Raw genomic sequence first — 22,920 nt, 5'->3', positions numbered from 1 at the left:
CTGGAGGAGACCTGATGTCCCAAGCCCCACAGGGCGAGCGGCCCGGTTATGCCGAGCCCCTCCCCTATGCCTATGATCCCCTTGTACAGCCTGAATATTTTCGTGGCGTGCTGGGCCGGCGCTTCATCGCGTTCCTGATCGACGCGGTGATGATCTGCGTGCCCGTGGGCGCGGCGGCGGTGTTCATCTTCCTGTTCGGCTTCGTCACGCTGGGCTTCGGCTGGTTCCTGTTCGCCCTGCTCAGCCCGGGCTTTGTCATCTGGGCGCTCGCCTATAGCGGCCTGACGCTGGGAGGCCCGCATTCGGCGACGCTCGGCATGCGGGCCATGGAAATCGAGATGCGCCAATGGGATGGCGCGCCGATGAACAGCCTGCTGGCGGTGCTCAGCGTCGTGCTGTTCTGGGTGTTCATGAGCGTGCTGACGCCGCTGGTGCTCATCGTCGGCCTGCTCAACAGCCGCAGCCGGCTGCTGCACGACCTCATCCTCGGCACCGTCGTCACCAACGCGGAAACGCGAGCCGCCGCGCTGCGCCGCCGCTGGGCATGAGGCGATATTGCGCCTGGTCTTGAGCGATTGTGACATTGCCGTGCATGGCGGCGTTTGACGCGCCGGCTGGCTCTGGCAATCTGGTGACTGTCCAGAGCGTGAAGCAGCCGTGACCGAACATCCGCGCGATACACCGCAGTTCTATCTGACGGCGCCCTCCCCCTGCCCTTACCTTCCGGGGCGCGAGGAGCGGAAGGTCTTTACGCACCTCGTCGGCGAGCGCGCGACGCAGCTCAACGACGTGCTGACCCATGGCGGTTTCCGCCGCTCGCAATCCATCGCCTACCGCCCGGCCTGCGAGCAATGCCGGGCCTGCGTCTCCGTGCGGATCTGCGTCGAGGATTTCGAGGAAACCCGCTCCTTCCGCCGCGTGCGGCAGGCCAATACCGACCTCATCGGCGACATGCGCGCCGCTGTGCCGACCGCCGAGCAGTATTCGCTGTTTCGCGCCTATCTCGACAGCCGCCACGGTGATGGCGGGATGGCGGACATGACGGTGCTGGATTACGCGATGATGGTGGAGGACAGCCATGTCCGCACCCGGCTGATCGAGTATCGCCGCCGGGGACCGGACACCGCGATCCACGGCCGCGGCCAGGGCGCGCTCTACGCCGTGGCGCTGACCGACGTGCTCGCGGACGGGCTCTCCATGGTCTATTCCTTCTACGAGCCGGACGAGCCCGCGCGCTCCATCGGCACCTTCATGATCCTCGATCATGTGAGCAAGGCCAGGGCGTTGGGGCTGCCTTACGTCTATCTCGGCTATTGGGTCGATGGCTCCGACAAGATGAACTATAAGCGCCGCTTCCTGCCGCAGGAACGGCTGATGCCGAACGGGTGGGAGCGGATAGAGGTACCCTGATCCGGCGTCATCGACGCGTAGTCAAACTATGGAATGGCTCCAGCCTGGATTACGTCCATCCGCTGGAGCGCCCGATGAACGACGACACTCTCGACCCGCACGCCTCGCCCTTCCGCACCAGCCTGCTGGAAGAAGCCGAGGGCAACGGCAGCAACCCGACCGCCAACCCGACCATGGGTGAGCTGATCTCGCTGCGTTTCTCGCGTCGCGGCCTGCTCAAGGGGTCGCTCGCCGTCTCCGCCATCGCCAGCACGGTCGGCCCGCTCGCGCTGCTGACCGCCGAGAAGGCGCAGGCGACCGCGTCCACCGCCAGCACCGGCGGCTCCGCCTTCACATTCGTCGAGGTGGAAGCCGGCGTCGACCAGACCCATCACGTCGCCGAAGGGTATAATGCTGACGTCCTGCTGCGCTGGGGCGATGGCCTGTTCCCCGACTCGCCCGCCTTCGACCCGAAGAACCAGAGCGCCGAGGCCCAGCGCCGGCAGTTCGGGTACAATAATGACTTCGTCGGCTACATCCCGCTGAACGGCTCGCCCGAGCACGGCCTGCTGGTGGTGAACCACGAATACACCAACGAACACCTCATGTTCCCCGGCATCGTCACGGTGGCCGACGGCAAGCTGAAGGTCGCCCCCGCCGACCAGAAGCGGGTCGACATCGAGATGGCGGCCCATGGCGGCAGCATCGTCGAGATCCAGAAGGTCAATGGCGCCTGGCAGGTGGTCAAGGACGGCAAGCTCAACCGCCGCATCACCTCCACCACCGAGATGGTGCTCTCCGGCCCCGTCGCCGGCCATGACCGGGTGAAGACCAAGGAAGACCCGACCGGCACCAAGGTGCTCGGCACCCTCAACAACTGCGCCGGCGGCGTCACGCCCTGGGGCACCTATGTGATGGCCGAGGAGAATTTCCACGGCTACTTCCTCGGCAAGCTGCCCGAGGGCCACCCGGAAGCCGCCAATTACAAGCGCTACGGCGTTCCGGAAGGCACCTATGAATGGGGCAATTTCTACGACCGCTTCGACCTCTCCAAGGAGCCGAACAGCGCCAACCGCTATGGCTGGATCGTCGAGGTCGATGTGAACGACCCGACCTCCGTGCCGAAGAAGCGCACCGCCATGGGCCGCTTCAAGCATGAGGGCGCCGAGTCGATCGTCGCCAAAGATGGCCGCGTCGTGTTCTATCTCGGCGACGACGAGCGCTTCGACTATGTCTACAAGTTCGTCACCGCCGGCAAGTTCGACCCGAACAACCGCGCCGCCAACATGGACCTGCTGGACTCGGGCACGCTCTATGTCGCCCGCTTCGAGGCTGATGGCGCGCTGAAGTGGCTGCCGCTCATCCATGGTGAGGGCCCGCTGACCGCCGCCAACGGCTTCAACAGCCAAGCCGACGTGCTGATCGAGACCCGCAAGGCCGGTGACCTGCTCGGCGCCACCAAGATGGACCGTCCCGAGGACATCCAGCCGAACGGCGTGAACGGCAAGGTGTACGTCATGCTGACGAACAACACCCGCCGCAAGGACGACCAGGTCGACGCCGCCAATCCCCGCGCCAAGAACGCCTTCGGCCACATCATCGAGCTGACGGAAGCCGACGGCGACTTCGCGGCGACGGCGGGCAAGTGGGAAGTGCTGCTGAAGTGCGGCGACCCGTCGATTGCGGCGGTCGGTGCCTCCTTCTCCACCGACACGACGCGCAATGGCTGGTTCGGCATGCCCGACAATTGCGCGGTCGATTCCGCCGGTCGCCTCTGGGTGGCGACGGACGGCAACAACCCGAAGGAAACCGGCCGCACGGACGGGCTCTGGGCGGTGGACGTCGCCGGTGCGGCGCGCGCCACCTCGAAGCTCTTCTTCCGCGTGCCGGTGGGCGCCGAAATGTGCGGCCCGCAATTCACCCCGGATGACCGCACCGCTTTCGTCGCCGTGCAGCACCCCGGCGATGGCGGCACCGACTGGGCGCCGTTCGGCCGGCCGTCCTATTACGAGGATCTCTCCACCCGCTGGCCGGACTTCAAGGACGACATGCCGGTGCGTCCCGCCGTCGTCGTCATCACCAAGAAGGATGGCGGCACAATCGGCGCCTGAGCGCGCCCAAAACACGAAAGCCGCCGTCCTCGGACGGCGGCTTTTGTCGTTAAGCGATGCCGGTTCGCGACGCGAAGGCGGCGGTTCGGCTCAGAACTTGTTGTTGCGGGGGAAGCCCTTGGGCGGCAGGCGCCCGGCGCTGGCGCGCTCGCCGCGCCATTCGGTGAGGTCCGCCACCGTCCAGGTGCGGCCGGACGTGTCGGTCCAGGTCAGCCCGTCGGCGGCCTTGAACACCTTCACGTCGCTCATCGCCCCGTCCTTGTAGCGCTGCAGCCTTACGCCGCGCCCGCGCGTCATCTCGGGGATCTGCGCCAGCGGGAAGACCAGTAGCTTGCGGTTCTCGCCGATCACCGCCACCGTGTCGCCAACCGCCGGTATGACCTTGCAGGCGTCCTGCGCGTCGACGCCGAGCACCTGCTTGCCCTTGCGGGTATTGGCGACACAATCATCCTCGGCGACGAGGAAGCCGCGCCCTTCCTTGGCCGCGACCAGCAGCTTGCGCCCACTCTGATAGGGCAGCACGTCGACGATGTCGGCATCCTGCTCGAGCTCGATGGACAGGCGCAACGGCTCGCCATGGCCGCGCCCGCCGGGCAGCTTGGAAGCGTCCAGCGTGTAGAAGCGGCCATTGGTGGCGAAGACCAGGAGCTTGGCTGTCGTCTCGGTGAAGAAGCTGAGCTTCAACTTGTCGTCGCCCTTGAAGGTCAGCGCCGCCAGATCGGCGACATGGCCCTTCAGCGCGCGGATCCAGCCCTTATCGGAGACGACGACGGTGATCGGCTCGCGCTCGACCAGCGCCTCGATCACCGCATCCGCGTCATGGGCGGCGGCCTCGCCGAAGCCGGTGCGGCGGCGGCCGATGTCGGTATCGGGCCCGAAGGCCTCACGCACCTTGGCCAGCTGGCCGGCGACCGCCTTCCACTGCCGCGCCTCCGAGCCGAGCAGCTTTTCCAGCCCGTCCTTCTCCTTGGAGAGCGCGTCATGCTCTTTACGGATCTCGAACTCCTCGAGCTTGCGCAGCGAGCGCAGGCGCATGTTGAGGATCGCCTCGGCCTGCACGTCGCTGAGCGCGAAGCGCCGCATCAGCTCGACCTTCGGCTCATCCTCCTCGCGGATGATGCGGATCACCTCATCAAGGTTGAGATAGGCGATGAGGTAGCCGCCGAGCACCTCGAGCCGGTGCTCGATTTGGGTCAGCCGGAAGCGCGAGCGGCGCTGGAGCACGTCGCGGCGGTGGTCGATCCACTCGCGCAGCGCTTCGAGCAGGCTAACGACCTTCGGCACCTGGCCGCCGACCAGAACATTCATGTTGAGCGGGAAGCGGATTTCCAGCTCGGTGAGCCGGAACAGGCTCTCCATCAGCAGCTCCGCGTCGACATTGCGCGCGCGCGGCTCGAGGATCAGGCGCACATCCTCGGCGGACTCGTCGCGCACATCGGCGAGCAGCGGGATCTTCTTTTCGTTGAGCAGATCCGCGATCTTCTCGACCAGCCGCGACTTCGGCACCCCATAGGGGATTTCCGTCACGACGATCAGATAGGTGCCGCGCCCGGTCTCTTCCTTGTGCCAGCGGGCGCGCAGGCGGAAACCGCCGCGGCCGGTGGCATAGGCGTCGGCGATCGACGAGGGCGTCTCGATGATGACGCCGCCGGTCGGGAAGTCTGGCCCCTTCACGAAGCGCAGCAGATCGTCGGTCGTCGCGTTCGGGTTGTCGATGAGGTGCAGGCTGGCGTCGATCAGCTCGGCCGCGTTGTGCGGCGGGATCGAGGTGGCCATACCGACGGCGATGCCGGTGGAGCCGTTGGCCAGCAGGTTAGGGAAGGCGCCGGGCATGACGACGGGCTCTTCCGTCGTGCCGTCATAGTTCGGGCGGAAATCGACCGAGTCCTCGTCGATGCCGTCGAGGATCAGCCGGGCGACCTCGGTCAGCCGCGCCTCGGTGTAGCGCTCGGCGGCGGCGTTATCGCCGTCGATATTGCCGAAATTGCCCTGCCCGTCGACCAGCGGGTAACGCTGGGAGAAATCCTGCGCGAGGCGGACCATGGCGTCATAGATCGCCATGTTGCCGTGCGGATGGAACGAGCCCATCACGTCGCCGACGATCTTCGCGCTCTTGCGGAAGCCGCCGCCGGGATCGAGCCGCAGCAGGCGCATGCCGTAGAGAATACGCCGATGCACCGGCTTCAGGCCGTCGCGCGCGTCCGGCAAGGCGCGGTGCATGATGGTGGAGAGCGCATAGGCGAGGTAGCGCTCCTCAAGCGCCGCCTTCAGCCCGATCGGCTCGATCGCACCGCTATCCGTCGGAATCGGTCCTTCTCCCATGGCTCCTAGGTACAGGGTGGAGGCAACGGGAACAAGACAGGAACGCGGATCTCCCCAAGCCTATTGCCCGTCAGGCCGCCCCCTCAGATGCGACGTAATGCCGCAGGCACGCATGACCTGTGACGCGCGGTTGGTTTCGCTTTGTTTCCAGCCATTTCTCTGCTTCGGCAGGTACATAGGTGCAGCCGCAGGATCAGCGGTTTCGATGTCGGTTTCGTCCCTATCAGCAAACGATATTTCAAAATTATCCCCAATTTCTCGCCTTTAACCCTGCCGGGCGGTAAAATGGGCCCATAAGAAAAGTGGGAGGACGCCATGAGACGATACGCCATCGTCATCGCGGCCGCTGCAGCGTGCCTTGCTTTCAGCGCCCCGGCGCGGGCCTTTCCGGCCGTGCCGGTAGACATGGGCGATGCGGATGGACCGCAGGTGACCAACGTCGCCTGGCAGAATGTGTGCCGGGAGCGGATGTTCATGCGGCGCGACCGGGCGGGACGGCTGGTGGCCCTGCAGGCACCCGTATGCCTGCCGGTCTGGGTCAGCCGCCGCTATTTCTCGAACGGCCGCTACTACGCCGATCCGGGCTTCACCGTCCCGCTCGACTGACCGGTGCGCGGGCGAGGATGGCGAGCAGCGACTCGCGGGCATCCGCCAGCTTGAGCCCGCGCGGATCGAGCACGCGCTGCTGGAGGAAATGGCCGGTAAGGCGGAAGGCCGCCTGAAGATCGTCCGGCTGCGGCGGCTCGGCCACTTCCGCGACGAGGAAGTACGGCAGGTCGAAGAGCTGCGCTCGCCAGGGTTCGCCGGCATCGCGGCTGACCGCCCGGCCGGATTTCGGCGAGACATAGAGCAGGTCGTTGCGCCCGCCCGTCGCCGCGCAGGAGGCGAGATCGAGCCCGAAGCCGAGTTCCGCCAGCATCATCAGCTCGAAGCGGGCGATCATCATGCCGACCAAGGCCGGGTGCTGGAGATGCTCGGTAAAGGTCGAGAGCGCCGCGTGGAGGTCCGGGTGCGGGTCGCGCTCGGGCAGCAGGCGCAGCAGCGCCGCCATATGCGCGAAGCCGAAGGCCGCATGGGCCGCGCCCATCACCCCGGCGGCGCGGGCCTCCGTCACCTCCAGCGTGAAGGTGCCGAGATGCTCGTCGAGGCGCGCGCGCCAGACGGCCCGCACGCTGTTGCCCTGCTGGAGACTGGCCGCCTGCCGCCGCGAGCCGCCGCCGCGCACGACGCCGAGATGGCGCCCGTGGCCGGCGGTCATCAGCTCGACGATGGCATTGGCCTCGCCATGCCGTCTCACGCCCAGGATGATGCCCTCGTCGGTCCATTCCATGGGCGCAGGGCCGGCTTTAGTCGGCGCTCGGGAATTCGAGGCCCATTTCGCGGTAGCGCTCCGGGTCGTCGGCCCAGTTCTCGCGTACCTTCACGAACAGGAACAGGTGAACGGGCTGTTCGAGAATCCCGGTCAATTCCTTGCGCGCGCCGGTCGAAATCGCCTTGATGGTCTCGCCGCCCTTGCCGAGCACGATCTTCCGCTGGCTCTCGCGCTCGACGAAGATCGTCTGCTCGATCCGCACCGAGCCGTCCTTGCGCTCCTGCCAGGAGTCGGTCTCGACCGTAGAGCGGTAAGGCAGTTCCTCATGCAGGCGATGGAACAGCTTCTCGCGGGTGATCTCCGCCGCCAGCATCCGCATCGGCGCGTCGGAGATCTGGTCCTCGGGGTAGAGCCAGGGGCCGAAGGGCAGCGTCTGCGCCAGCCAGTCGCGCAGCTCGGTGAGGCCGTCGCCGGTCAGCGCCGAGACCATGAACAGCCGATCGAAACTGATCCGCGCGGAAATCGCCGCGGCGAGTTCCAGCAGCGTGTCGCGCTTCACCAGGTCGATCTTGTTGAGCAGGATCGCGCGCGGCCGCTTCACATTGGCGAGCCCGTTGATGATGGCCTCGACCTCTTCGGTCAGGCCCGCGCGGGCGTCGATCAGCAGCACGATGGCGTCGGCGTCGCCCGCACCGCTCCAGGCCGAGCGGACCATCGCCTTCTCCAGCCGCCGCTTGGGCGCGAAGATGCCGGGCGTGTCGACGAGGATGATCTGCGTCGGCCCTTCCAGCGCGATGCCGCGCACCAGCGAGCGCGTGGTCTGCACCTTGTGCGAGACGATGGACACCTTCGAGCCGACCAAAGCATTGGTCAGCGTCGACTTGCCGGCATTGGGCGCGCCGATCAGCGCGACAAAGCCGCAGCGTGTGGTAGCGGGCGTCTGCGAGGCGGCAATGCCGTCATCCGCGGTATAGTTCATGAATCAACCTGTTCGAGAAAGGCCAAGGCAGCGGCCTTCTGCGCAATCTGCTTGGAGGAGCCCGCAGCCTCGACGGCGGTGAAACCGGGAAGCTCCACGGCAATGCGGAATTGGGGATTATGGTCCGGACCGGAGCGATCCACCAGCCGGTAGGTGGGCGGCGGCAGGCCGCGCGCCTGCGCCCATTCCTGCAGCGCGGTCTTCGGGTCGCGCGCCGAGCCGCCGGGCATCTGCAGGCGCGGGCGCCAGAAGCGCTCCACCAGATCGACCGCCGCCGCGTAACCGCCATCGAGATAGACCGCCGCCAGCACCGCCTCGGCGATGTCGGCGAGAATGGCGGCGCGCTCGCGCCCGCCCGCCCGGTCCTCGCCGGCGCCGAGACGGATATGCGGCGCGATGTCCATCACGCGGGCGACGGCGGCGCAGCTATCCTCGCAGACGAGATCCGCGAGCCGGCGCGACAGCTCGCCTTCCTCCGCATTGGGGAAGGCGCGGTAGAGCATGTCGGAGACAACGAGCCCCAGCACATGGTCGCCGAGGAACTCCAGCCGCTGGTAGGAGCGCACGCGAGCGCGCGCGCCCTGCGCGCCGGTGACCGCGCTGATATGGGTCAGGGCGAGAAGCAGGTGCGCGCGGTCGTTGAAGCTGTGACCGAGGCTTTCCTCAAGCGGCGCCAGGCTCGCCGTGTCGATTGGGGGCCCCTGGCGGGTACCGCGGCTCATCGCACGAAGGAGAACAGGCGATCCCAGCGGACCGTCCACGGCCATTTCCAGAACTGCCACGCGGCATCCCCTTCCTTGACCGAGAAGAAGATCATCTGGGCGCGGCCGATCAGATTGTCATAGGGCACATAGCCGACCTGGCTGAGCACGCGGCTGTCCGTGGAGTTGTCGCGGTTGTCGCCCATCATGAAATAATGGTCCGGCGGCACCTTGTAGACCGGCGTGTTGTCGTAGAAGCCGTTCTCGACGAGATCGAGCGTGTAGTAGCTCACCCCATTGGGCAGGGTTTCCAGCCAGCGCTTCACGCGCTGCACGCGCCCGCCGCCCTCATCGTCCATCCAGTAGCCCGCATCCTCGCGCTTCACCGGCTGGCCGTTGATGTTCAGCACGCCGTCGATCATCTGGATCTCGTCGCCGGGCAGGCCGATCACGCGCTTGATGTAATCGGTCGTCTCGTCGCGCGGCAGCTTGAACACCACCACATCGCCCCGGTTCGGCGTCGAGCCGAGCAGCCGGCCGCTATAGAGCGGCGGCGAGAAGGGGAAGGAGAAGCGGCTATAGCCGTAGCTGAACTTCGAGACGAAGAGATAGTCGCCGACCAGCAGCGTCTCCTTCATCGACCCCGACGGAATGTTGAAGGGCTGGAACAGGAAGGTGCGGATCAGGATGGCGATCAGGAACGCCTGGAGGATAACCTTGACGGTTTCGCCAAGGCCGCCTTCCTGCTTCTTCGGTTCGGTGGTCGAGGTCATGTCGCTTTCCGCTGCGCGGCGCGGCCTGTGCCGCCCGCCGGGCCGTGGGCTCTATAGCCGCTCGGGCGTGCCGCGGCAACGCGGCGCGGTCACGATCGCACGAGGTGCCGCGCCGTCAGGCGCCCGCCGCCTTGGGCACGGCGCTGATAATGACGAAGGCCTGGGCGATCGGGCCGTCATCGGTGATGGTCAGGTCGATCCGCGCCTCGAAGCCCGGCGGGGTCATGGCGTCGAGCCGGGCGCGAGCGCCGCCGGTCAGTTCCATGGTCGGGCGACCGGAGGGCAGGTTCACCACGCCCATGTCGCGCCAGAACACCCCTTGGGCGAGGCCGGTGCCGAGCGCCTTGGCGCAGGCTTCCTTGGCGGCGAAGCGCTTGGCGTAGCTCTCGACGCGCCGGGCGCGACGCTCGGACTTTGCCCGCTCCACGGGCGTGAAGACGCGCTCGAGAAAGCGCTCGCCGTGCCGTTCGAGAACTTCGGCCACGCGCCGGGCGTCGGTGATGTCGGAGCCTATGCCAAGGATCATGCGGACCTCATCATGCCGGCCTCACGCCGCTGCCGGGTGAGCAACGGCACGCCCGCGCGCCATCGCCTCGCGCATCCGCCGCACCGCGAGCTCAAGACCGTCGAAAATCGCCTCGCCAATGAGGAAATGACCGATATTGAGCTCGCGGACTTCAGTAACGCCGGCGATGGTCTCCGCCGTCCGGTAGTCGAGGCCGTGCCCGGCGTGGATTTCCAGCCCGAAGCGCGTCCCCTGCCCGGCCGCCGCGACCAGCCGGCCGAACTCGGCGGCGGCCTCGGTCGCCTTGCCCTCGGTGAGAAGGTCGCACCACGCACCGGTGTGCAGCTCGATCACCGCCGCACCGATATCGGCGGCACGGGCGATCTGATCCTCATCCGGCGCGACGAAGAGCGAGACGCGGATGCCGGCCTTAGCGAGTCGTTCGACCTTGCGGGCAAGGTCGATGCCGCCGCCGATCACGTCCAGCCCGCCCTCGGTGGTGCGCTCCTCGCGGCGCTCCGGCACCAGGCAGCAGGCGTGCGGGGTGAGCTCAAGGGCGAGCGCGACCATCTCCTCGGTCGCCGCCATCTCGAAATTGAGCGGCACCAGCAGGGTCTCGCGCAGCCGGCGCATGTCGGCATCGCGGATATGGCGACGATCCTCGCGCAGATGGGCGGTGATTCCATCCGCCCCGGCCGCGCAGGCGAGCTGAGCCGCCCGCACCGGATCGGGCAGCGCCCCGCCGCGCGCGTTCCGCACGGTCGCGACATGGTCGATGTTCACGCCGAGGCGCAGCGGCGGCACGATGCGGGTCATCGGTTCAACCCTTCACGCCCTGAATGGCGCGGCTGCCCGGCTTCACCGGCGGCAGCGCCGCGAGTTCCGGCGGCAGCGCGTCGGCGGGATAGGCGGGGATATCGAGCTTGCAGAGCGCCACCAGCTTCACGCCGAGATCGGCCTTGCCGTTGGAGCGGTCGATCAGGCACGCGGCACCGACGACGTTCTTGGTGTGGTCGGCGATGGAGGCGAGGCATTCGCGCGAGGACAGACCGGTAGTGACGATGTCCTCGACCATCAGCACCTTGGCGTCCTCGGGGATCGTAAAGCCGCGACGGAGCTGGAACTTGCCGTCCTCGCGCTCGACGAACACCGCCTTGGCGCCGAGCTGGCGCGCGGTTTCATAGCCGGGAACGATGCCGCCGACGGCGGGAGAGACGACATAGTCGATCTTGCCGAAGGCCGCCTCGGCCTTCTCGGCCAGCGCCCGGCACAGCCGCGCGGTGCGCACGGGATCCTGGAAGATGAACATCTTCTGCAGGAACACCGGGCTGCGCAGGCCGGATGACAGGATGAAGTGCCCGTGCAGCAGCGCGCCGGCGTCGCGGAATTCGGCCAGAACCTCGTCTTGTGTCATCTCAGCTGCCCGGAAGTCGTTGAACGTCCGGCCGTGATAACCGATCCGCCCCCGGACGTCACCGGTTGCCGCCTGCAACGGCTGCTAGGCAGCTGCGCGTTCGGCGCCGAGTTCCTCGGTCCACACCTCGAACACGGCGAGACCATGAGGGCCGAAGGTGGAGACAATCGGCACATCCGCCGCGTCGCGCCCGCGCGCCATGACGATGCGCCCGATCCGGGGAATGTTGTGGCGGGCGTCGAAGCTGTACCAGCGCCCGTCGAGATAGGCCTCGAACCACGCGCTGAAATCCATCGGCGCGGGATCGTGCGGCACGCCGATATCGCCGAGATAGCCGGTGCAGTAGCGGGCGGGAATGTTCATGGCCCGGCACAGGGTGATGGCGAGATGGGCGAAGTCGCGGCACACGCCGCGCCCGTCGCGCAGGCCGCCGCTGGCGGTGCGGGTGTTGTCCGCGAAGCCATAGCCGAAGCGGATATGGGTGTGGACGAAGTCGCAGATCGCCTGCACGCGCTGCCAGCCTTCGGGAACACCGGCGAAACGGCTCCACGCCTCCGGCCCGAGCAAATCGCTCTCGCAATAGCGGCTGGGCAGCAGGAAGCCCATCGCCTCCTCGGGAAGATCGGCCACCGGCACCTGACGGGCGGCCGGCATCACCGGCTCATGCGCGCCGCTGTCCTCGATCACGCCGTGATGTTCGATGACCGTGCGGCCCGGCGGCAGCACGGCGCGACGCCGCACATTGCCGAATAGGTCGAGCGCACGGGCATGCGGCACATTCCGGCCGTCCTGCGTGCGCATCACGATGGGCGATTCGACCACGACATCACCCCGGCGGTCGGGGTGAACATCGATCGCGAAGCTCGCGGGGGTCGGCACGTTGCATTCCAGCGCAAGCCGGTAGCCGTAGCGGATCCGCATGGCGGCTCTCCGTCGCTAGTCGTGAGCGGAACTCAGATAGTCTGAGCGGTGCGGATGGAAAGCCGGGCCCGGGCGCAGGCAATGGCCGCGCGTCCGGCGAGCTGCTCGCAGCGCCCATGAAGCGCGGTCTCCCGGTCGCGCATCACGCGTCCCCAGAGTTCACGCGCGCCCCCGGACAGGATGAGCAGAGCTCCCTTGGTGCGTTCCGCCATACCGCCTCTCCTCGCATTGTCGGCTTTCACATGCCGGGACAACGCGAGACCCCACGGGCGGTTCCGGTCAGCCGTTCACCCGCTCCACGCTGGAGACGACGGCGCGCGCGCGCAGATCGGCGATGATGCCGTTGAGATGGCGCAGATCGTAGACGCCGATATCGATGACGATGCGCGTGAAGTCCGCCGAGCGGGAGGACATGCGGACATTGTCGATATTGCCGTCCCGCTCGCCGATGACCTGCGCGATCTGCGCCAGCGAGCCCGGCTCGTTGGTGGCGACGACGACAATCTGCACCGGGAAGCGCTGCGGGTTGTCGCCTTCCACATCCCAGCGCACGTCGAGCCAGCGTTCGGGCTCCTCCTCGAAATCCTGCAACGCCGGCGACTGGATCGGGTAAATGGTGATCCCCTCGCCCGGCGAGAGGATGCCGACGATGCGGTCGCCCGGCACCGCGCCGCCATTGGGCGCGAAGCGCACCGGCAGCTCGCGGTTGATGCCGCGGATCGGGATGACGGTTGCCGGATCGGGATCGCCCTCGCTGCCGGGAATCTTGAATTTGAGGCTCTGGCCCTTGTCGAGCTCGAACCAGCCCTCGCCCTGCGGCGCGGCACGCTCCTCCGGCCGGGGGCCGGTCCATTCCGGGTGCAGCGACTTCACCACGTCGTCGGCGCGGATCTCGCTGCGCCCGACGGCGGCGAACACGTCCTCCAGCGAGGTGCGGGCCAGCCGGCCGACGGCGCCGGCGAGCTTTTCCTCGGAGAACACCTTGCCGGCCCGCGCGAAGGCGCGCTCAACGATCTTCTTGCCCAGCCCGGCATATTGCGCGCGCACCGCCGCCCGTGTCGCCCGGCGAATGGCCGCCCGCGCCTTGCCGGTGACAACGATGGATTCCCACGCCGCCGGCGGCGTCTGCCCGGCGGCGGTGATGATCTCCACCTCGTCGCCATTGTGCAGCTCGGAGACCAGCGGCGAGACCCGGCCATTGACCTTGGCGCCCACGGCGCGGTCACCGACACCGGTATGCACGGCATAGGCGAAGTCGATGGGCGTCGCCCGGCGCGGCAGGGTGATGAGGCGGCCCTTGGGGGTGAAGCAGAACACCTGGTCGTGGAACAGTTCGAGCTTGGTATGCTCGAGGAATTCCTCGGGGCTCGAACCTTCCGCCAGCAGCTCGATGGTGCGGCGCAGCCAGGCATAGGCGCTGGAATCGCGCGTCATCGGATCGCCGACGCCGCTCGCATCCTTGTAGAGCGCATGCGCCGCGATGCCGTACTCGGCAATCTCATGCATCTGCCGGGTGCGGATCTGCAGCTCGACGCGCTGGCGACCGGGGCCGACGACGGTGGTGTGGATCGAGCGGTAGTCGTTCTGCTTCGGCGTTGAGATGTAGTCCTTGAAGCGGCCCGGCACGAGCGGCCACTTGGTGTGGACGATGCCGAGCGCGCCATAGCACTGCTCCAGCGTCTCGACGAGGATGCGGAAGCCGTAAATGTCCGAGAGCTGCTCGAAGGCGACCGCCTTGGTCTCCATCTTGCGCCAGATCGAATAGGGCCGTTTCTCGCGCCCCTTCACATTGGCCACGATGCCCTTCTGCGTCACTGCCTCGGTCAGCTCGCGCTCAATGGCGGCGACCAGCTCGCCATTGCTCTCCTTCAGCGCCTGCAGGCGGCTGCGGATCGACTCATAGGCTTCCGGCGAAAGCTGGCGAAAGGACAGATCCTCCAGCTCCTCGCGCATGTCGTGCATGCCCATGCGGCCGGCGAGCGGGGCGTAGATGTCGAGCGTTTCCTGCGCGACCCGCGACCGCTTTTCCTCCGGCACCCATTTGAGGGTGCGCATGTTGTGCAGGCGGTCGGCGAGCTTGACCAGCAGGACGCGCACATCGTCGGCGATGGCAAGCAGCAGCTTGCGCAGATTTTCCGCCTGCTTCGCCTGCTTGGAGACGAGGTCCAGCTTCTTGATCTTGGTGAGGCCCTCGACCAGCGCGCCGATCTGCGCCCCGAAGATGCGGTCGATCTCGTCGCGGGTGGTGTCGGTATCCTCGATCGTGTCGTGCAGCAGGGCCGCGACGATGGTCGCGTCGTCCAGCTTCAGGTCGGTCAGGATCGCGGCGACTTCGAGCGGATGCGAGAAATAGGGGTCGCCCGAGGCACGCTTCTGCGTCCCGTGCGCGCGCATCGCATAGACGTAGGCCCGATCAAGCAGTGCCTCGTCGGTATTGGGATTGTACCGGCGGACGCGCTCGACGAGCTCGTACTGCCGCATCATGACAGAGGTACTCGCGAGAATGAGGTGGGCGCGGGGCCCTAGGTACTAGATATCGGCGCACGGCTTGCCTGAAGCAAGCCACAGCGCGTGCCATGGCGGCTGAAACGTAAACGGCCCGGCACAGGGCCGGGCCGTTCGAAGAAAATTGGCGAGGGTCTCAGCCCTCGTCGTCGTCGCTCGGCTCGGGCGGCACGAGGCCCTGAAGACCGGCCAGCAGCTCTTCCTCGGTCATGCGGTCGAGCATGACGTCGGAATCGTCGCCGCCCAGATGCGCGCTCGACGCGATCATCGGCACCGTCTCGGGCTCCGGCTCGTCCACCTCGGTGAACTTCTGGAGCGAGTGGATGAGATCTTCCTTGAGATCCTCCGGCGAAATCGTCTCGTCGGCGATTTCACGCAGCGCCACGACGGGGTTCTTGTCGTTGTCGCGATCAATGGTGATCGGCGAGCCGGACGCGATCATGCGGGCGCGGTGGCCGGCAAGCAGAACGAGTTCGAAGCGATTGTCGACCTTGTCGATGCAATCCTCGACGGTGACGCGAGCCATGCCTCGGCACTCCTGTCGGTGTGTAGGTTAAGTCGGGTGCCTTAAACCAATGCGGCCCCGGCGGCAAGAGCGGGACGCAGAGGTCGGGCGGTTTGCGGCGCGGCCAGAACCCGGCCGGGGAGAAAAACACCGGCGGCGGTGCTGACCGTCCCGACCTCGCCACAAATCGGATATGTGTAGGCAGCGGGTCGAAACAACCCGCCGCTTCGATCTGATCCGTCACACCCATTTCAAATGACCGGGCATTGCCTCCACATGGTTCAAGCTATGGAAAAGATCGCTCTTTTCATTGACGGCGCCAATCTTTACTCCGCCACCAAGTCTCTCGGTTTCGATATTGATTACAAGCGGTTGCTGAAGGAATTCCAGTCGCGCGGCTATGTGCTGCGGGCCTTCTATTACACCACGCTGGTCGAGGACACCGAGTACTCGTCGATCCGGCCGCTGCTCGACTGGCTGGACTATAATGGCTACTCCGTCGTCACCAAGCCGGCGCGGGAATTCACCGACAGCCAGGGCCGCCGGCGCATCCGCGGCAATATGGACATCGAGCTCGCCGTCAGCGCCATGGAGCTGGCGTCGCATGTCGATCACATCGTGCTGTTCTCCGGCGATGGCGACTTCCGCTCGCTTGTGGAAGCCATCCAGCGCAAGGGCGTGCGCGTCTCCGTGGTCTCGACCATGCACACCCAGCCCTCCATGATCGCCGACGAGCTGCGCCGCCAGGCCGATGTGTTCATCGACCTCGTCGACCTTCAGGCGCGCGTTGGCCGCGATCCGGCCGAGCGCTCCGGCCGCATGCAGGAGCCGCCGCGCTTCCTTGAGCGGCGCGCAACGCCGCCCGGCCCGGATGACGACGCCGGCGACAACTGACGTCGCCGTCATGTCTCTGCCGGAACCGAGCCCCGCCGAGCCATCGCGCGACTGCCCGCTCTGCCCGCGCCTCGTCGCCTTTCGCGAGCATTGGCGGGCGGCGGAGCCGTCCTGGCACAACGCGCCCGTGCCGTCCTTCGGGCGGGAGGACGGCCGGCTGCTGATCGTCGGCCTCGCGCCAGGCCTGCGCGGGGCGAACCGCACCGGGCGCCCCTTCACCGGCGACTATGCCGGCGAGCTGCTCTATTCGACGCTCATCACGTTCGGCTTCGCCACTGGCGTGTTCGAGGCGCGGCCGGATGATTCGCTGCGCCTGACCGATGCGCGGCTGACCAATGCGGTGCGCTGCGTGCCGCCCGAGAACAAGCCGACCACCGAGGAGATGCGCACCTGCCGTCCCTTCCTCTCCGCCACCCTCGCCCAGCTTCCCCGGCTCGGCGCCATCGTGGCGCTCGGCAAGATCGCCCATGACCAGGTGCTGGCCGCGCATGGGCACCGGCTATCGCACTTCAAATTCGCCCATGGCGCGGTGCATCGGCTGGGCGACGTGATGCTGTTCGATAGCTATCACTGCTCCCGCTACAACACGAATACCGGCGTGCTCACCACCGAGATGTTCCACGCCGTGTTTGCCCGCGTGCGGGCGTATGTCGACACGCTCGGCTAAGCCTCACGGCGCGACGGGCGCCCACAGCACCTCATCAATGCGCCGCGCCCCGCTCGCCAGCATGGCCAGCCGGTCGAAGCCGAGCGCGATGCCGGAGGCTTCCGGCATATGGGCGAGCGCCACCAGGAACTCCTCGTCGATCGGGTAGCGCTCGCCATAAAGCCGCTGCTTCTCGTCCATCCAGCCCTCAAAGCGGCGGCGCTGCTCGGCGGCATCGGTGAGCTCGCCAAAGGCGTTGGCGAGCTCGACGGCGCAGACATAGAGCTCGAAGCGCTCGGCGATGCGCGGATCGCCGGGCTTGGGCCGGGCGAGCGCGGCTTCCGAGATCGGGTACTCGCACAGGATCGTCGGTCGGCCGATGCCGAGCACCGGCTCGACCTTCTCCACCATGATGCGGGTGAACACATCCGCCCAGCCATCATCCTCCGCCACGCGAATGCCGGCCGCGCGCGCCGCGTGCGAGAGCGCATCGCGGTCGGTATCGGTGGCGCTGAGCGTCGCCATCAGGTCGATCCCCGCGTGACGGGTGAAGGCCTCCGCCACGGTGAGCCGTTCCGGCGTAGCGGTGAGGTCGCAGCTCACCCCGCCGAACCGCACCGTGGACGCGCCCGCCACCTCAGCGGTCAGCGCCAGCAGCGCGGCGCAGTCGACCATCAGCGCCTCATAGCTCTCCCCGGCCCGGTACCATTCCAGCATGGTGAATTCCGGGTGATGCAGCGCGGTGCGCTCGCCATTGCGAAACACGCGGGCGAGGGTGAACAGCCGGGGCTCGCCCGCCGCCAGCAGCTTCTTGGCGGTGAACTCGGGCGAGGTGTGCAGATAGCGCGGCGCGCGCGTGCCATCGGGTCGCTCCAGCTCGGTGGCAAAAGCCTTAAGATGGATCTCGTTGCCCGGCGAGACCTGCAAGATCGGCGTTTCGACCTCGACGAAATCCCGCGCCGCGAAGAAGCCGCGCAGAGCGCCCTGCAGCCGCTGGCGCGCCAGCAGGAAGGGCCGCCGGTCGGCATACACATCCGGGGACCACCAGGGCGAGGCGTCGACCGAAGGGATGGCAGGCATGGAATCGCTCCGCAGAGGTTGCGCCGGCGGGGTTGGCGGATGACGGGCGCGCTTGTATAGGAGGCGCCAAATGGAATCCCCCGGTGCCTCCGCGCGATGCGGCGCACCCAACAGCCAGAGAACCTCCATGGTCAAGGTCATCGCCAGCACGCTGCGCAAGGGCGCCGTTCTCGATATCGACGGCAAGCTCTATGTCGTGCTCACCGCCGAGAACATTCATCCCGGCAAGGGCACGCCGGTGACGCAGATCGACATGCGCCGCATCTCCGATGGCGTGAAGATCTCCGAGCGCTACCGCACCACCGAGCAGGTCGAGCGCGCCCATGTCGAGGATCGCCCCTACACCTTCTTGTATTCGGACGGTGAGGGCTACCACTTCATGAACCCCGAGAATTACGACCAGGTCGCCGTCTCTAAGGACGTGATCGGCGATCAGGCCGCCTATCTGCAGGAGAGCATGCAGGTCATGCTGTCGGTGCATGAGGGCAACGCCATCGCCATCGAGCTGCCCCAGCGCGTGGTGCTTGAGGTGACCGAGACCGAGCCGGCCATGAAGGGCCAGACCGCCTCCTCCTCCTACAAGCCCGCCATCCTGTCGAACGGCGTGCGCTCGGCCGTCCCGCCGCATATCGGCGTCGGCACCCGCATCGTCGTGATGACGGCGGACGGCTCCTATGTCGAGCGCGCCAAGGACTGACCTGTCCTGACACACCGAATCAAAAAGCCCGGCCAAGTGCCGGGCTTTTCTTTGTTTTCCACTCTAGCGAACTGACCTCAGCCCCGGCTGCGCATCAGCCTCTGCTTGTCGCGCGCCCAGTCCTTTTCCTTCAGCGCCTCGCGCTTGTCATGCGCCTTGCGCCCGCGCGCCACGGCGATCTCGACCTTGGCGCGGCCCTGCTCGTTGAAATAGATCTTCAGCGGCACCACGGTCATGCCCTCGCGCTCGACCGCCTGCCAGAGACGGGCGATCTGGCGCTTCTGCAGCAGCAGCTTGCGGGGCCGGCGCGGCTCGTGGTTGAAGCGGTTGGCCTGCAGATATTCCGGGATGAAGGAATTGTAGAGGATGGCCTCGCCCGTCTTGGCCGAGACATAGCTCTCGGCCACGGTCGCCTTGCCTTCCCGCAGGCTCTTCACCTCGGTGCCGCTGAGCGCGATACCGGCCTCGAACACCTCGCCGATCTCGTAATCGAAGCGGGCGCGGCGGTTGTCCGCGACCACTTTGCGCGGCAGCTCTTTCTTTTTCTCGGCCATCACTCTCGCTCCGACACCGGAGCGTATGCCCCGTGTCCCGTCAGTTGATCAGCCCGGCGTGCCGCATGGCCGAACGGACGATCTCCTTGGTGCCCTCGCTCACCGGCACCATCGGCAGGCGCGCCTCGTCGGCGATCTTGCCGAGGACGCTCAGCGCATATTTGGTGGGGCTCGGGTTGGTTTCAACGAACAGCGCCTGAAACAGCGGGAACAGGCGGTCCTGCAACTCCAGCGCCTTGGCATAATCACCGGCGAGGCACGCGTTGAGCAGCTCCGAGCACAGCTTCGGCGCCACATTCGAGGCGACCGAGATGCAGCCATGGCCGCCATGCGCCATGAAGGAAAGCGCGGTCGCGTCCTCGCCCGAGAGCTGGTTGAACCCCGGCCCCATCGCCTGGCGCTGCTGGCTCACCCGCACGAGATTGGCGGTCGCATCCTTCACGCCGACGATGTTCTTCAGCTCGAACAGCCGGGCCATGGTCTCGACGGACATGTCGATCACCGAGCGGCCGGGGATGTTGTAGATGTAGATCGGAATGCCGATAGCGTCGTTGATCGCCTTGTAGTGCTGGTACAGGCCCTCCTGGCCGGGCTTGTTGTAGTAGGGGGTCACCACCAGCACGGCGTCCGCCCCCGCCTTCTCGGCGTGGCGCGCGAGGTCGATGGCCTCGATCGTGTTGTTGGAGCCCGCCCCGGCCATCACCGGCACGCGGCCGGCGGACTGCTGGACGGTCCACTCGACGACCTTCTTGTGCTCGTCATGCGACACGGTCGGGCTCTCGCCGGTCGTGCCGACGGGCACGAGACCGTGAATGCCTTCTTCGATCTGCCAGTCGACGAGGCCGCGGAACGCTTTCTCATCCAGCGCACCATCGCGGAACGGCGTCACCAACGCCGTGAAGGATCCACGAAAGGGCAGCGAATGGGCCATGGCGCGCTCCTGAATTCTTCTCATATTGTCGCAGGCCAACCCACATGGCGCTGCAAAGGGGGCATGGAATATCGCGTCGGCGTGGCGGAAGGAAGGGCCTTGTTGCGGCAATACTTGGCAAAGATCGGGCGCTGCGCCACGCTGCCCCCGTTTCGCCGGGTTGCGCGCCTACAACCGCTGAGAGCGCGGGGCACGCCCTCATGCGGGCGGTTGTGGTTAGCAATTCGTCAATAAGATCGCGCGACAAAGGAAACGAGGCGGCCCGGGCCGGGCCAGCCACGCGGTGCGGGCCATGCCCCGCTTGTCGGGAGTTCGTCGGCCATGAGCGATACGAAGCGGCAGGAATCCAACAGCACGCGCAAGCCGGGCCTCCGGCGGGCGGCACGCCGTCGCGCGCTGATCCTCCCGGTCATCGCGGCCATGCTGCTGGCCTCCGCCATGCCGGTCTCCCTCGCCTATGCCGCCAGCTCCACGCCGACGCCTCCTGCCCCGCCGGCCAAGCCGGGCGCGAAGACCAGCAGCAAGCCCGCCGCGAAGCCCGCTCCCAAGACCGCGGCGAAACCCGCCGCCAAACCTGCAGCCAAGAGCGCGGCAAAGCCCGCCGCTAAACCCGCGGCAAAGACGGCTGCCAAACCCTCGGCGAAACCGGCCGCCGCTGCGGCTGCCGCCGTGCCGGCCCTGGCCGCTCCGGCCGTGGCGACGCCCTCGCTTTCCGGCGCGCCGGCGGACCTCCAGCGTGCCATTGCCCTTATCGAGCAGGGGCAGAGCGCGCCCGCGCTCGCCATGGCCGATTCGATGCGCGATCCCGGCGCCCAGGCGCTGGTGCGCTGGCTGGCCCTGCGCGTCACCGCCCGCGATGTCGGTTTCGACCGCGCGGTCGCGATCCTGCGCGCGCACCCGACGCTGCCGACCCCGGTGGTGCTGCGCCGGCGGCTCGAATATCTGCTCTATGTCGAGAACAAGGACCCGCAGACCATCCTCGCCTTCTTCGGTGAGCAGCGCCCCTATTCCGGCGAGGGCAAGATCGCGCTCGCCCGCGCCCTGTTCGCCGCTGGCGACCAGAAGGCGGGCGCCGCCTGGCTGCGCGATGCCTGGCGCGAGGACATGCTGTCCTCCGACGTCGAATCGACGGTGATGGCCGAGTTCGGCGGCGTGCTGACGCGCGCCGATCACAAATACCGCGCCGACAAGATGCTCTATGCCGAGGACGCCGAGCGTGGCCTGCGCGCCGCCCAGCGCGCCGGCGACGATGTCGTCGCGCTCGCCAAGGCCCGCATCGCGCTGTTCTCCAAGAATGGCGACCCGCAGAAACTACTCGGCGCCGTGCCGGCCTCGCTGCGTTCGGACCCGGCCTATCTCTACACGCTCGCCAAGATCCAGCGGCGTGCCGGCGACGATCAGGCGGCGGCGCGCACCCTGTCGGCCGTGCCGAAGGATCCGGCCGCTCTGGTCGATCCCGATGAATGGTGGACCGAGCGCCGTCTGGTGGCGCGCGAGCTGCTCGATCAGGGTGACGCCCGCACGGCCTACAAGGTGGCCAGCGGCGCGGGTCTCCCGGAAGACGATCACAAGCGCGCGGAAGCCCAATTCACCGCCGGCTGGATTGCGCTGCGCTTCCTCAAGGATCCCAAGACCGCCCTCACCCATTTCAGCCGCGTGGCGGAGAATCAGGTTCACCCCGCGACCATCGCGCGCGGCTTCTACTGGCAGGGCCGCGCCTGGGAGGCGCTCGGCTCGACCGCCAGCGCGCGCCAGCATTACGAGGCCGCCGCCGAGTATGGCACCGCCTATTACGGCCAGCTCGCCAGCGCCCGCCTCGGCCGTCCGACGGTGAAGGTCCATGCCGCGCCGACCGCGAACGCCGCCCAGCGCGCCGCCTTCGCCCGCGACGAAGGGGTGATGATCTACAAACTCCTGCAGAAGACCGACCGGTCGAGCCTGCAGCTCGCCCTCGCCTATGACCTCGCCGAGCGCCTGCCGGACGCCGCCCAGCTCGGGCTGCTGGCGGAAGTGGCCCGCGCCGATGGCGATGCGCGCACCATGACCACGGTCGGCAAGATCGCCCTCAACCGCGGCTTCAAGCTGGAAGCCGAGGCGTACCCGACCATCGGAATCCCCAGCTACAAGCCGATCACCACGGATGTGGACCGCGCGCTCGTTTACGCCATCGCCCGGCAGGAGAGCATGTTCAACCCGTCGGCGGTGTCGAGCGCCGGGGCGACCGGGCTCATGCAGGTGATGCCGGCGACGGGGCGCACCATCGCCAACCGCACCGGTGTCGCCTTCGCCCCCGCGCAGCTGCGGGTGCCGTCGGTCAACGTCCAGTTCGGCGCCGCCGAGCTGCGCGCGCTGCTCGACAATTATCAGGACAATTATGTCCTCACCTTCGCCGGCTACAATGCCGGGCGGGGCAATGTCTCCAAATGGATCGCCGCCTATGGCGACCCGCGCGACCCCTCGGTCGATCCCATCGACTGGGTGGAGCGCATCCCCTTCTCCGAGACGCGCAACTATGTGCAGCGGGTGATGGAGAACGCTCAGATCTACAAGGCGCGCTTCGGCTCACGCGACACGCTGCAGATCGAGGCGGACCTGCGCGGCTCGCGGCTCTGATCTTTGGCCTCAGATCCCGGCCTTGCGGCGCGCGAGGGTGCGCCGCAGCCAGCAGCCGGCGACGCAGC

At 67.3% G+C, this 22,920-nt stretch carries 23 protein-coding genes; 8 read left to right on the top strand and 15 right to left on the bottom strand.

Translation table 11 applies throughout. The features are described 5' to 3' along the window. Window positions 1-14: 14 nt before the first annotated feature. From AncyloWKF20_RS04850 to AncyloWKF20_RS04840, 3 genes are all read left to right on the top strand, one after another. A complete protein-coding gene (locus AncyloWKF20_RS04850; protein WP_279316773.1) occupies window positions 15-548 on the top strand; it encodes an RDD family protein in 534 nt (177 codons plus the stop codon). A gap of 109 nt (window positions 549-657) precedes the next feature. Beyond that, a complete protein-coding gene (locus tag AncyloWKF20_RS04845) occupies window positions 658-1,410 on the top strand; it encodes an arginyltransferase (protein WP_279316772.1) in 753 nt (250 codons plus the stop codon). 74 nt (window positions 1,411-1,484) lie between these two features. Beyond that, window positions 1,485-3,500: a PhoX family phosphatase gene (locus tag AncyloWKF20_RS04840; RefSeq protein ID WP_279316771.1), complete on the top strand. Its 2,016-nt coding sequence runs from the start codon at window positions 1,485-1,487 to the stop codon at window positions 3,498-3,500. A gap of 90 nt (window positions 3,501-3,590) precedes the next feature. Here the strand turns inward: AncyloWKF20_RS04840 and parC are convergent, their stop codons facing one another. Further along, a complete protein-coding gene (gene parC / locus AncyloWKF20_RS04835; RefSeq protein WP_279316770.1) occupies window positions 3,591-5,822 on the bottom strand; it encodes a DNA topoisomerase IV subunit A in 2,232 nt (743 codons plus the stop codon). A gap of 315 nt (window positions 5,823-6,137) precedes the next feature. On the opposite strand from parC, the gene AncyloWKF20_RS04830 reads away from it, so the two are divergent. Beyond that, complete coding sequence (locus AncyloWKF20_RS04830) at window positions 6,138-6,428, top strand: hypothetical protein (protein ID WP_279316769.1); 291 nt, start codon at window positions 6,138-6,140, stop codon at window positions 6,426-6,428. On the opposite strand, the gene recO is transcribed toward AncyloWKF20_RS04830, so the two are convergent. The 11 genes from recO to rpoZ form a co-directional block, all read right to left on the bottom strand. Next, on the bottom strand, window positions 6,409-7,152 hold the full coding sequence (gene recO, locus AncyloWKF20_RS04825) for a DNA repair protein RecO (RefSeq protein WP_279316768.1): 744 nt from the start codon (window positions 7,150-7,152) through the stop codon (window positions 6,409-6,411). The two genes, AncyloWKF20_RS04830 and recO, sit on opposite strands and share 20 nt — an antisense overlap. A gap of 16 nt (window positions 7,153-7,168) precedes the next feature. Continuing rightward, entirely contained in the window at window positions 7,169-8,113 is a 945-nt protein-coding gene (era, locus tag AncyloWKF20_RS04820) for a GTPase Era (RefSeq protein WP_279316767.1), read from the bottom strand. Then, window positions 8,110-8,835 (bottom strand): ribonuclease III, encoded by a 726-nt coding sequence (gene rnc / locus AncyloWKF20_RS04815; protein ID WP_279316766.1) that lies wholly within the window; start codon window positions 8,833-8,835, stop codon window positions 8,110-8,112. The genes era and rnc overlap by 4 nt, the downstream gene beginning before the upstream one ends. Then, on the bottom strand, window positions 8,832-9,587 hold the full coding sequence (lepB, locus tag AncyloWKF20_RS04810; RefSeq protein ID WP_267582584.1) for a signal peptidase I: 756 nt from the start codon (window positions 9,585-9,587) through the stop codon (window positions 8,832-8,834). The genes rnc and lepB overlap by 4 nt, the downstream gene beginning before the upstream one ends. 115 nt (window positions 9,588-9,702) lie before the next feature. Next, window positions 9,703-10,113 (bottom strand): holo-ACP synthase, encoded by a 411-nt coding sequence (gene acpS, locus AncyloWKF20_RS04805; RefSeq protein WP_279316765.1) that lies wholly within the window; start codon window positions 10,111-10,113, stop codon window positions 9,703-9,705. A gap of 21 nt (window positions 10,114-10,134) precedes the next feature. After that, entirely contained in the window at window positions 10,135-10,908 is a 774-nt protein-coding gene (locus AncyloWKF20_RS04800) for a pyridoxine 5'-phosphate synthase (protein WP_279316764.1), read from the bottom strand. Between the two features lie 4 nt (window positions 10,909-10,912). Then, window positions 10,913-11,506 (bottom strand): orotate phosphoribosyltransferase, encoded by a 594-nt coding sequence (pyrE, locus tag AncyloWKF20_RS04795; protein ID WP_279316763.1) that lies wholly within the window; start codon window positions 11,504-11,506, stop codon window positions 10,913-10,915. Window positions 11,507-11,590: 84 nt separating this feature from the next. Further along, the gene (locus AncyloWKF20_RS04790; protein ID WP_279316762.1) at window positions 11,591-12,427 is read right to left on the bottom strand and encodes a transglutaminase family protein; all 837 of its coding nucleotides are present in this window, start codon (window positions 12,425-12,427) and stop codon (window positions 11,591-11,593) included. A 32-nt stretch (window positions 12,428-12,459) separates the two neighbouring features. Continuing rightward, window positions 12,460-12,639, bottom strand: a complete 180-nt coding sequence (locus AncyloWKF20_RS04785) for a CsbD family protein (RefSeq protein WP_279316761.1) — start codon at window positions 12,637-12,639, stop codon at window positions 12,460-12,462. A 67-nt stretch (window positions 12,640-12,706) separates the two neighbouring features. Further along, window positions 12,707-14,911 carry a bifunctional (p)ppGpp synthetase/guanosine-3',5'-bis(diphosphate) 3'-pyrophosphohydrolase gene (locus AncyloWKF20_RS04780; RefSeq protein WP_267582590.1) on the bottom strand — a complete coding sequence of 735 codons (2,205 nt, stop codon included), beginning with the start codon at window positions 14,909-14,911 and terminating at the stop codon, window positions 12,707-12,709. Window positions 14,912-15,068: 157 nt separating this feature from the next. Next, window positions 15,069-15,458 carry a DNA-directed RNA polymerase subunit omega gene (gene rpoZ / locus AncyloWKF20_RS04775; protein ID WP_279316760.1) on the bottom strand — a complete coding sequence of 130 codons (390 nt, stop codon included), beginning with the start codon at window positions 15,456-15,458 and terminating at the stop codon, window positions 15,069-15,071. Window positions 15,459-15,725: 267 nt separating this feature from the next. Here rpoZ and AncyloWKF20_RS04770 point away from each other — a divergent pair, with 267 nt between their 5' ends. Together AncyloWKF20_RS04770 and AncyloWKF20_RS04765 are read left to right on the top strand one after the other, a co-directional pair. Then, window positions 15,726-16,331 carry an NYN domain-containing protein gene (locus AncyloWKF20_RS04770; protein ID WP_279316759.1) on the top strand — a complete coding sequence of 202 codons (606 nt, stop codon included), beginning with the start codon at window positions 15,726-15,728 and terminating at the stop codon, window positions 16,329-16,331. Window positions 16,332-16,341: 10 nt separating this feature from the next. Then, the gene (locus AncyloWKF20_RS04765) at window positions 16,342-16,998 is read left to right on the top strand and encodes a uracil-DNA glycosylase (protein ID WP_279316758.1); all 657 of its coding nucleotides are present in this window, start codon (window positions 16,342-16,344) and stop codon (window positions 16,996-16,998) included. Between the two features lie 3 nt (window positions 16,999-17,001). On the opposite strand, the gene epmA is transcribed toward AncyloWKF20_RS04765, so the two are convergent. Beyond that, a complete protein-coding gene (gene epmA / locus AncyloWKF20_RS04760; protein ID WP_279316757.1) occupies window positions 17,002-18,057 on the bottom strand; it encodes an EF-P lysine aminoacylase EpmA in 1,056 nt (351 codons plus the stop codon). A 127-nt stretch (window positions 18,058-18,184) separates the two neighbouring features. Here epmA and efp point away from each other — a divergent pair, with 127 nt between their 5' ends. After that, window positions 18,185-18,754, top strand: coding sequence for an elongation factor P (efp, locus tag AncyloWKF20_RS04755; protein ID WP_267582595.1), 570 nt, complete (start codon window positions 18,185-18,187; stop codon window positions 18,752-18,754). Window positions 18,755-18,831: 77 nt separating this feature from the next. Here the strand turns inward: efp and smpB are convergent, their stop codons facing one another. Next, window positions 18,832-19,308, bottom strand: a complete 477-nt coding sequence (smpB, locus tag AncyloWKF20_RS04750) for an SsrA-binding protein SmpB (protein ID WP_279316756.1) — start codon at window positions 19,306-19,308, stop codon at window positions 18,832-18,834. Window positions 19,309-19,348: 40 nt separating this feature from the next. Beyond that, window positions 19,349-20,239 carry a 4-hydroxy-tetrahydrodipicolinate synthase gene (gene dapA / locus AncyloWKF20_RS04745; RefSeq protein WP_279316755.1) on the bottom strand — a complete coding sequence of 297 codons (891 nt, stop codon included), beginning with the start codon at window positions 20,237-20,239 and terminating at the stop codon, window positions 19,349-19,351. Window positions 20,240-20,560: 321 nt separating this feature from the next. Between dapA and AncyloWKF20_RS04740 the strand changes: the two genes are divergently transcribed. Continuing rightward, complete coding sequence (locus AncyloWKF20_RS04740; RefSeq protein ID WP_279316754.1) at window positions 20,561-22,852, top strand: lytic transglycosylase domain-containing protein; 2,292 nt, start codon at window positions 20,561-20,563, stop codon at window positions 22,850-22,852. Window positions 22,853-22,920: the final 68 nt, after the last annotated feature.

The organism is Ancylobacter sp. WKF20 (assembly GCF_029760895.1).
In the GTDB taxonomy this organism is placed as follows: domain Bacteria; phylum Pseudomonadota; class Alphaproteobacteria; order Rhizobiales; family Xanthobacteraceae; genus Ancylobacter.
This window is presented reverse-complemented; position numbering and strand designations above follow the sequence as displayed.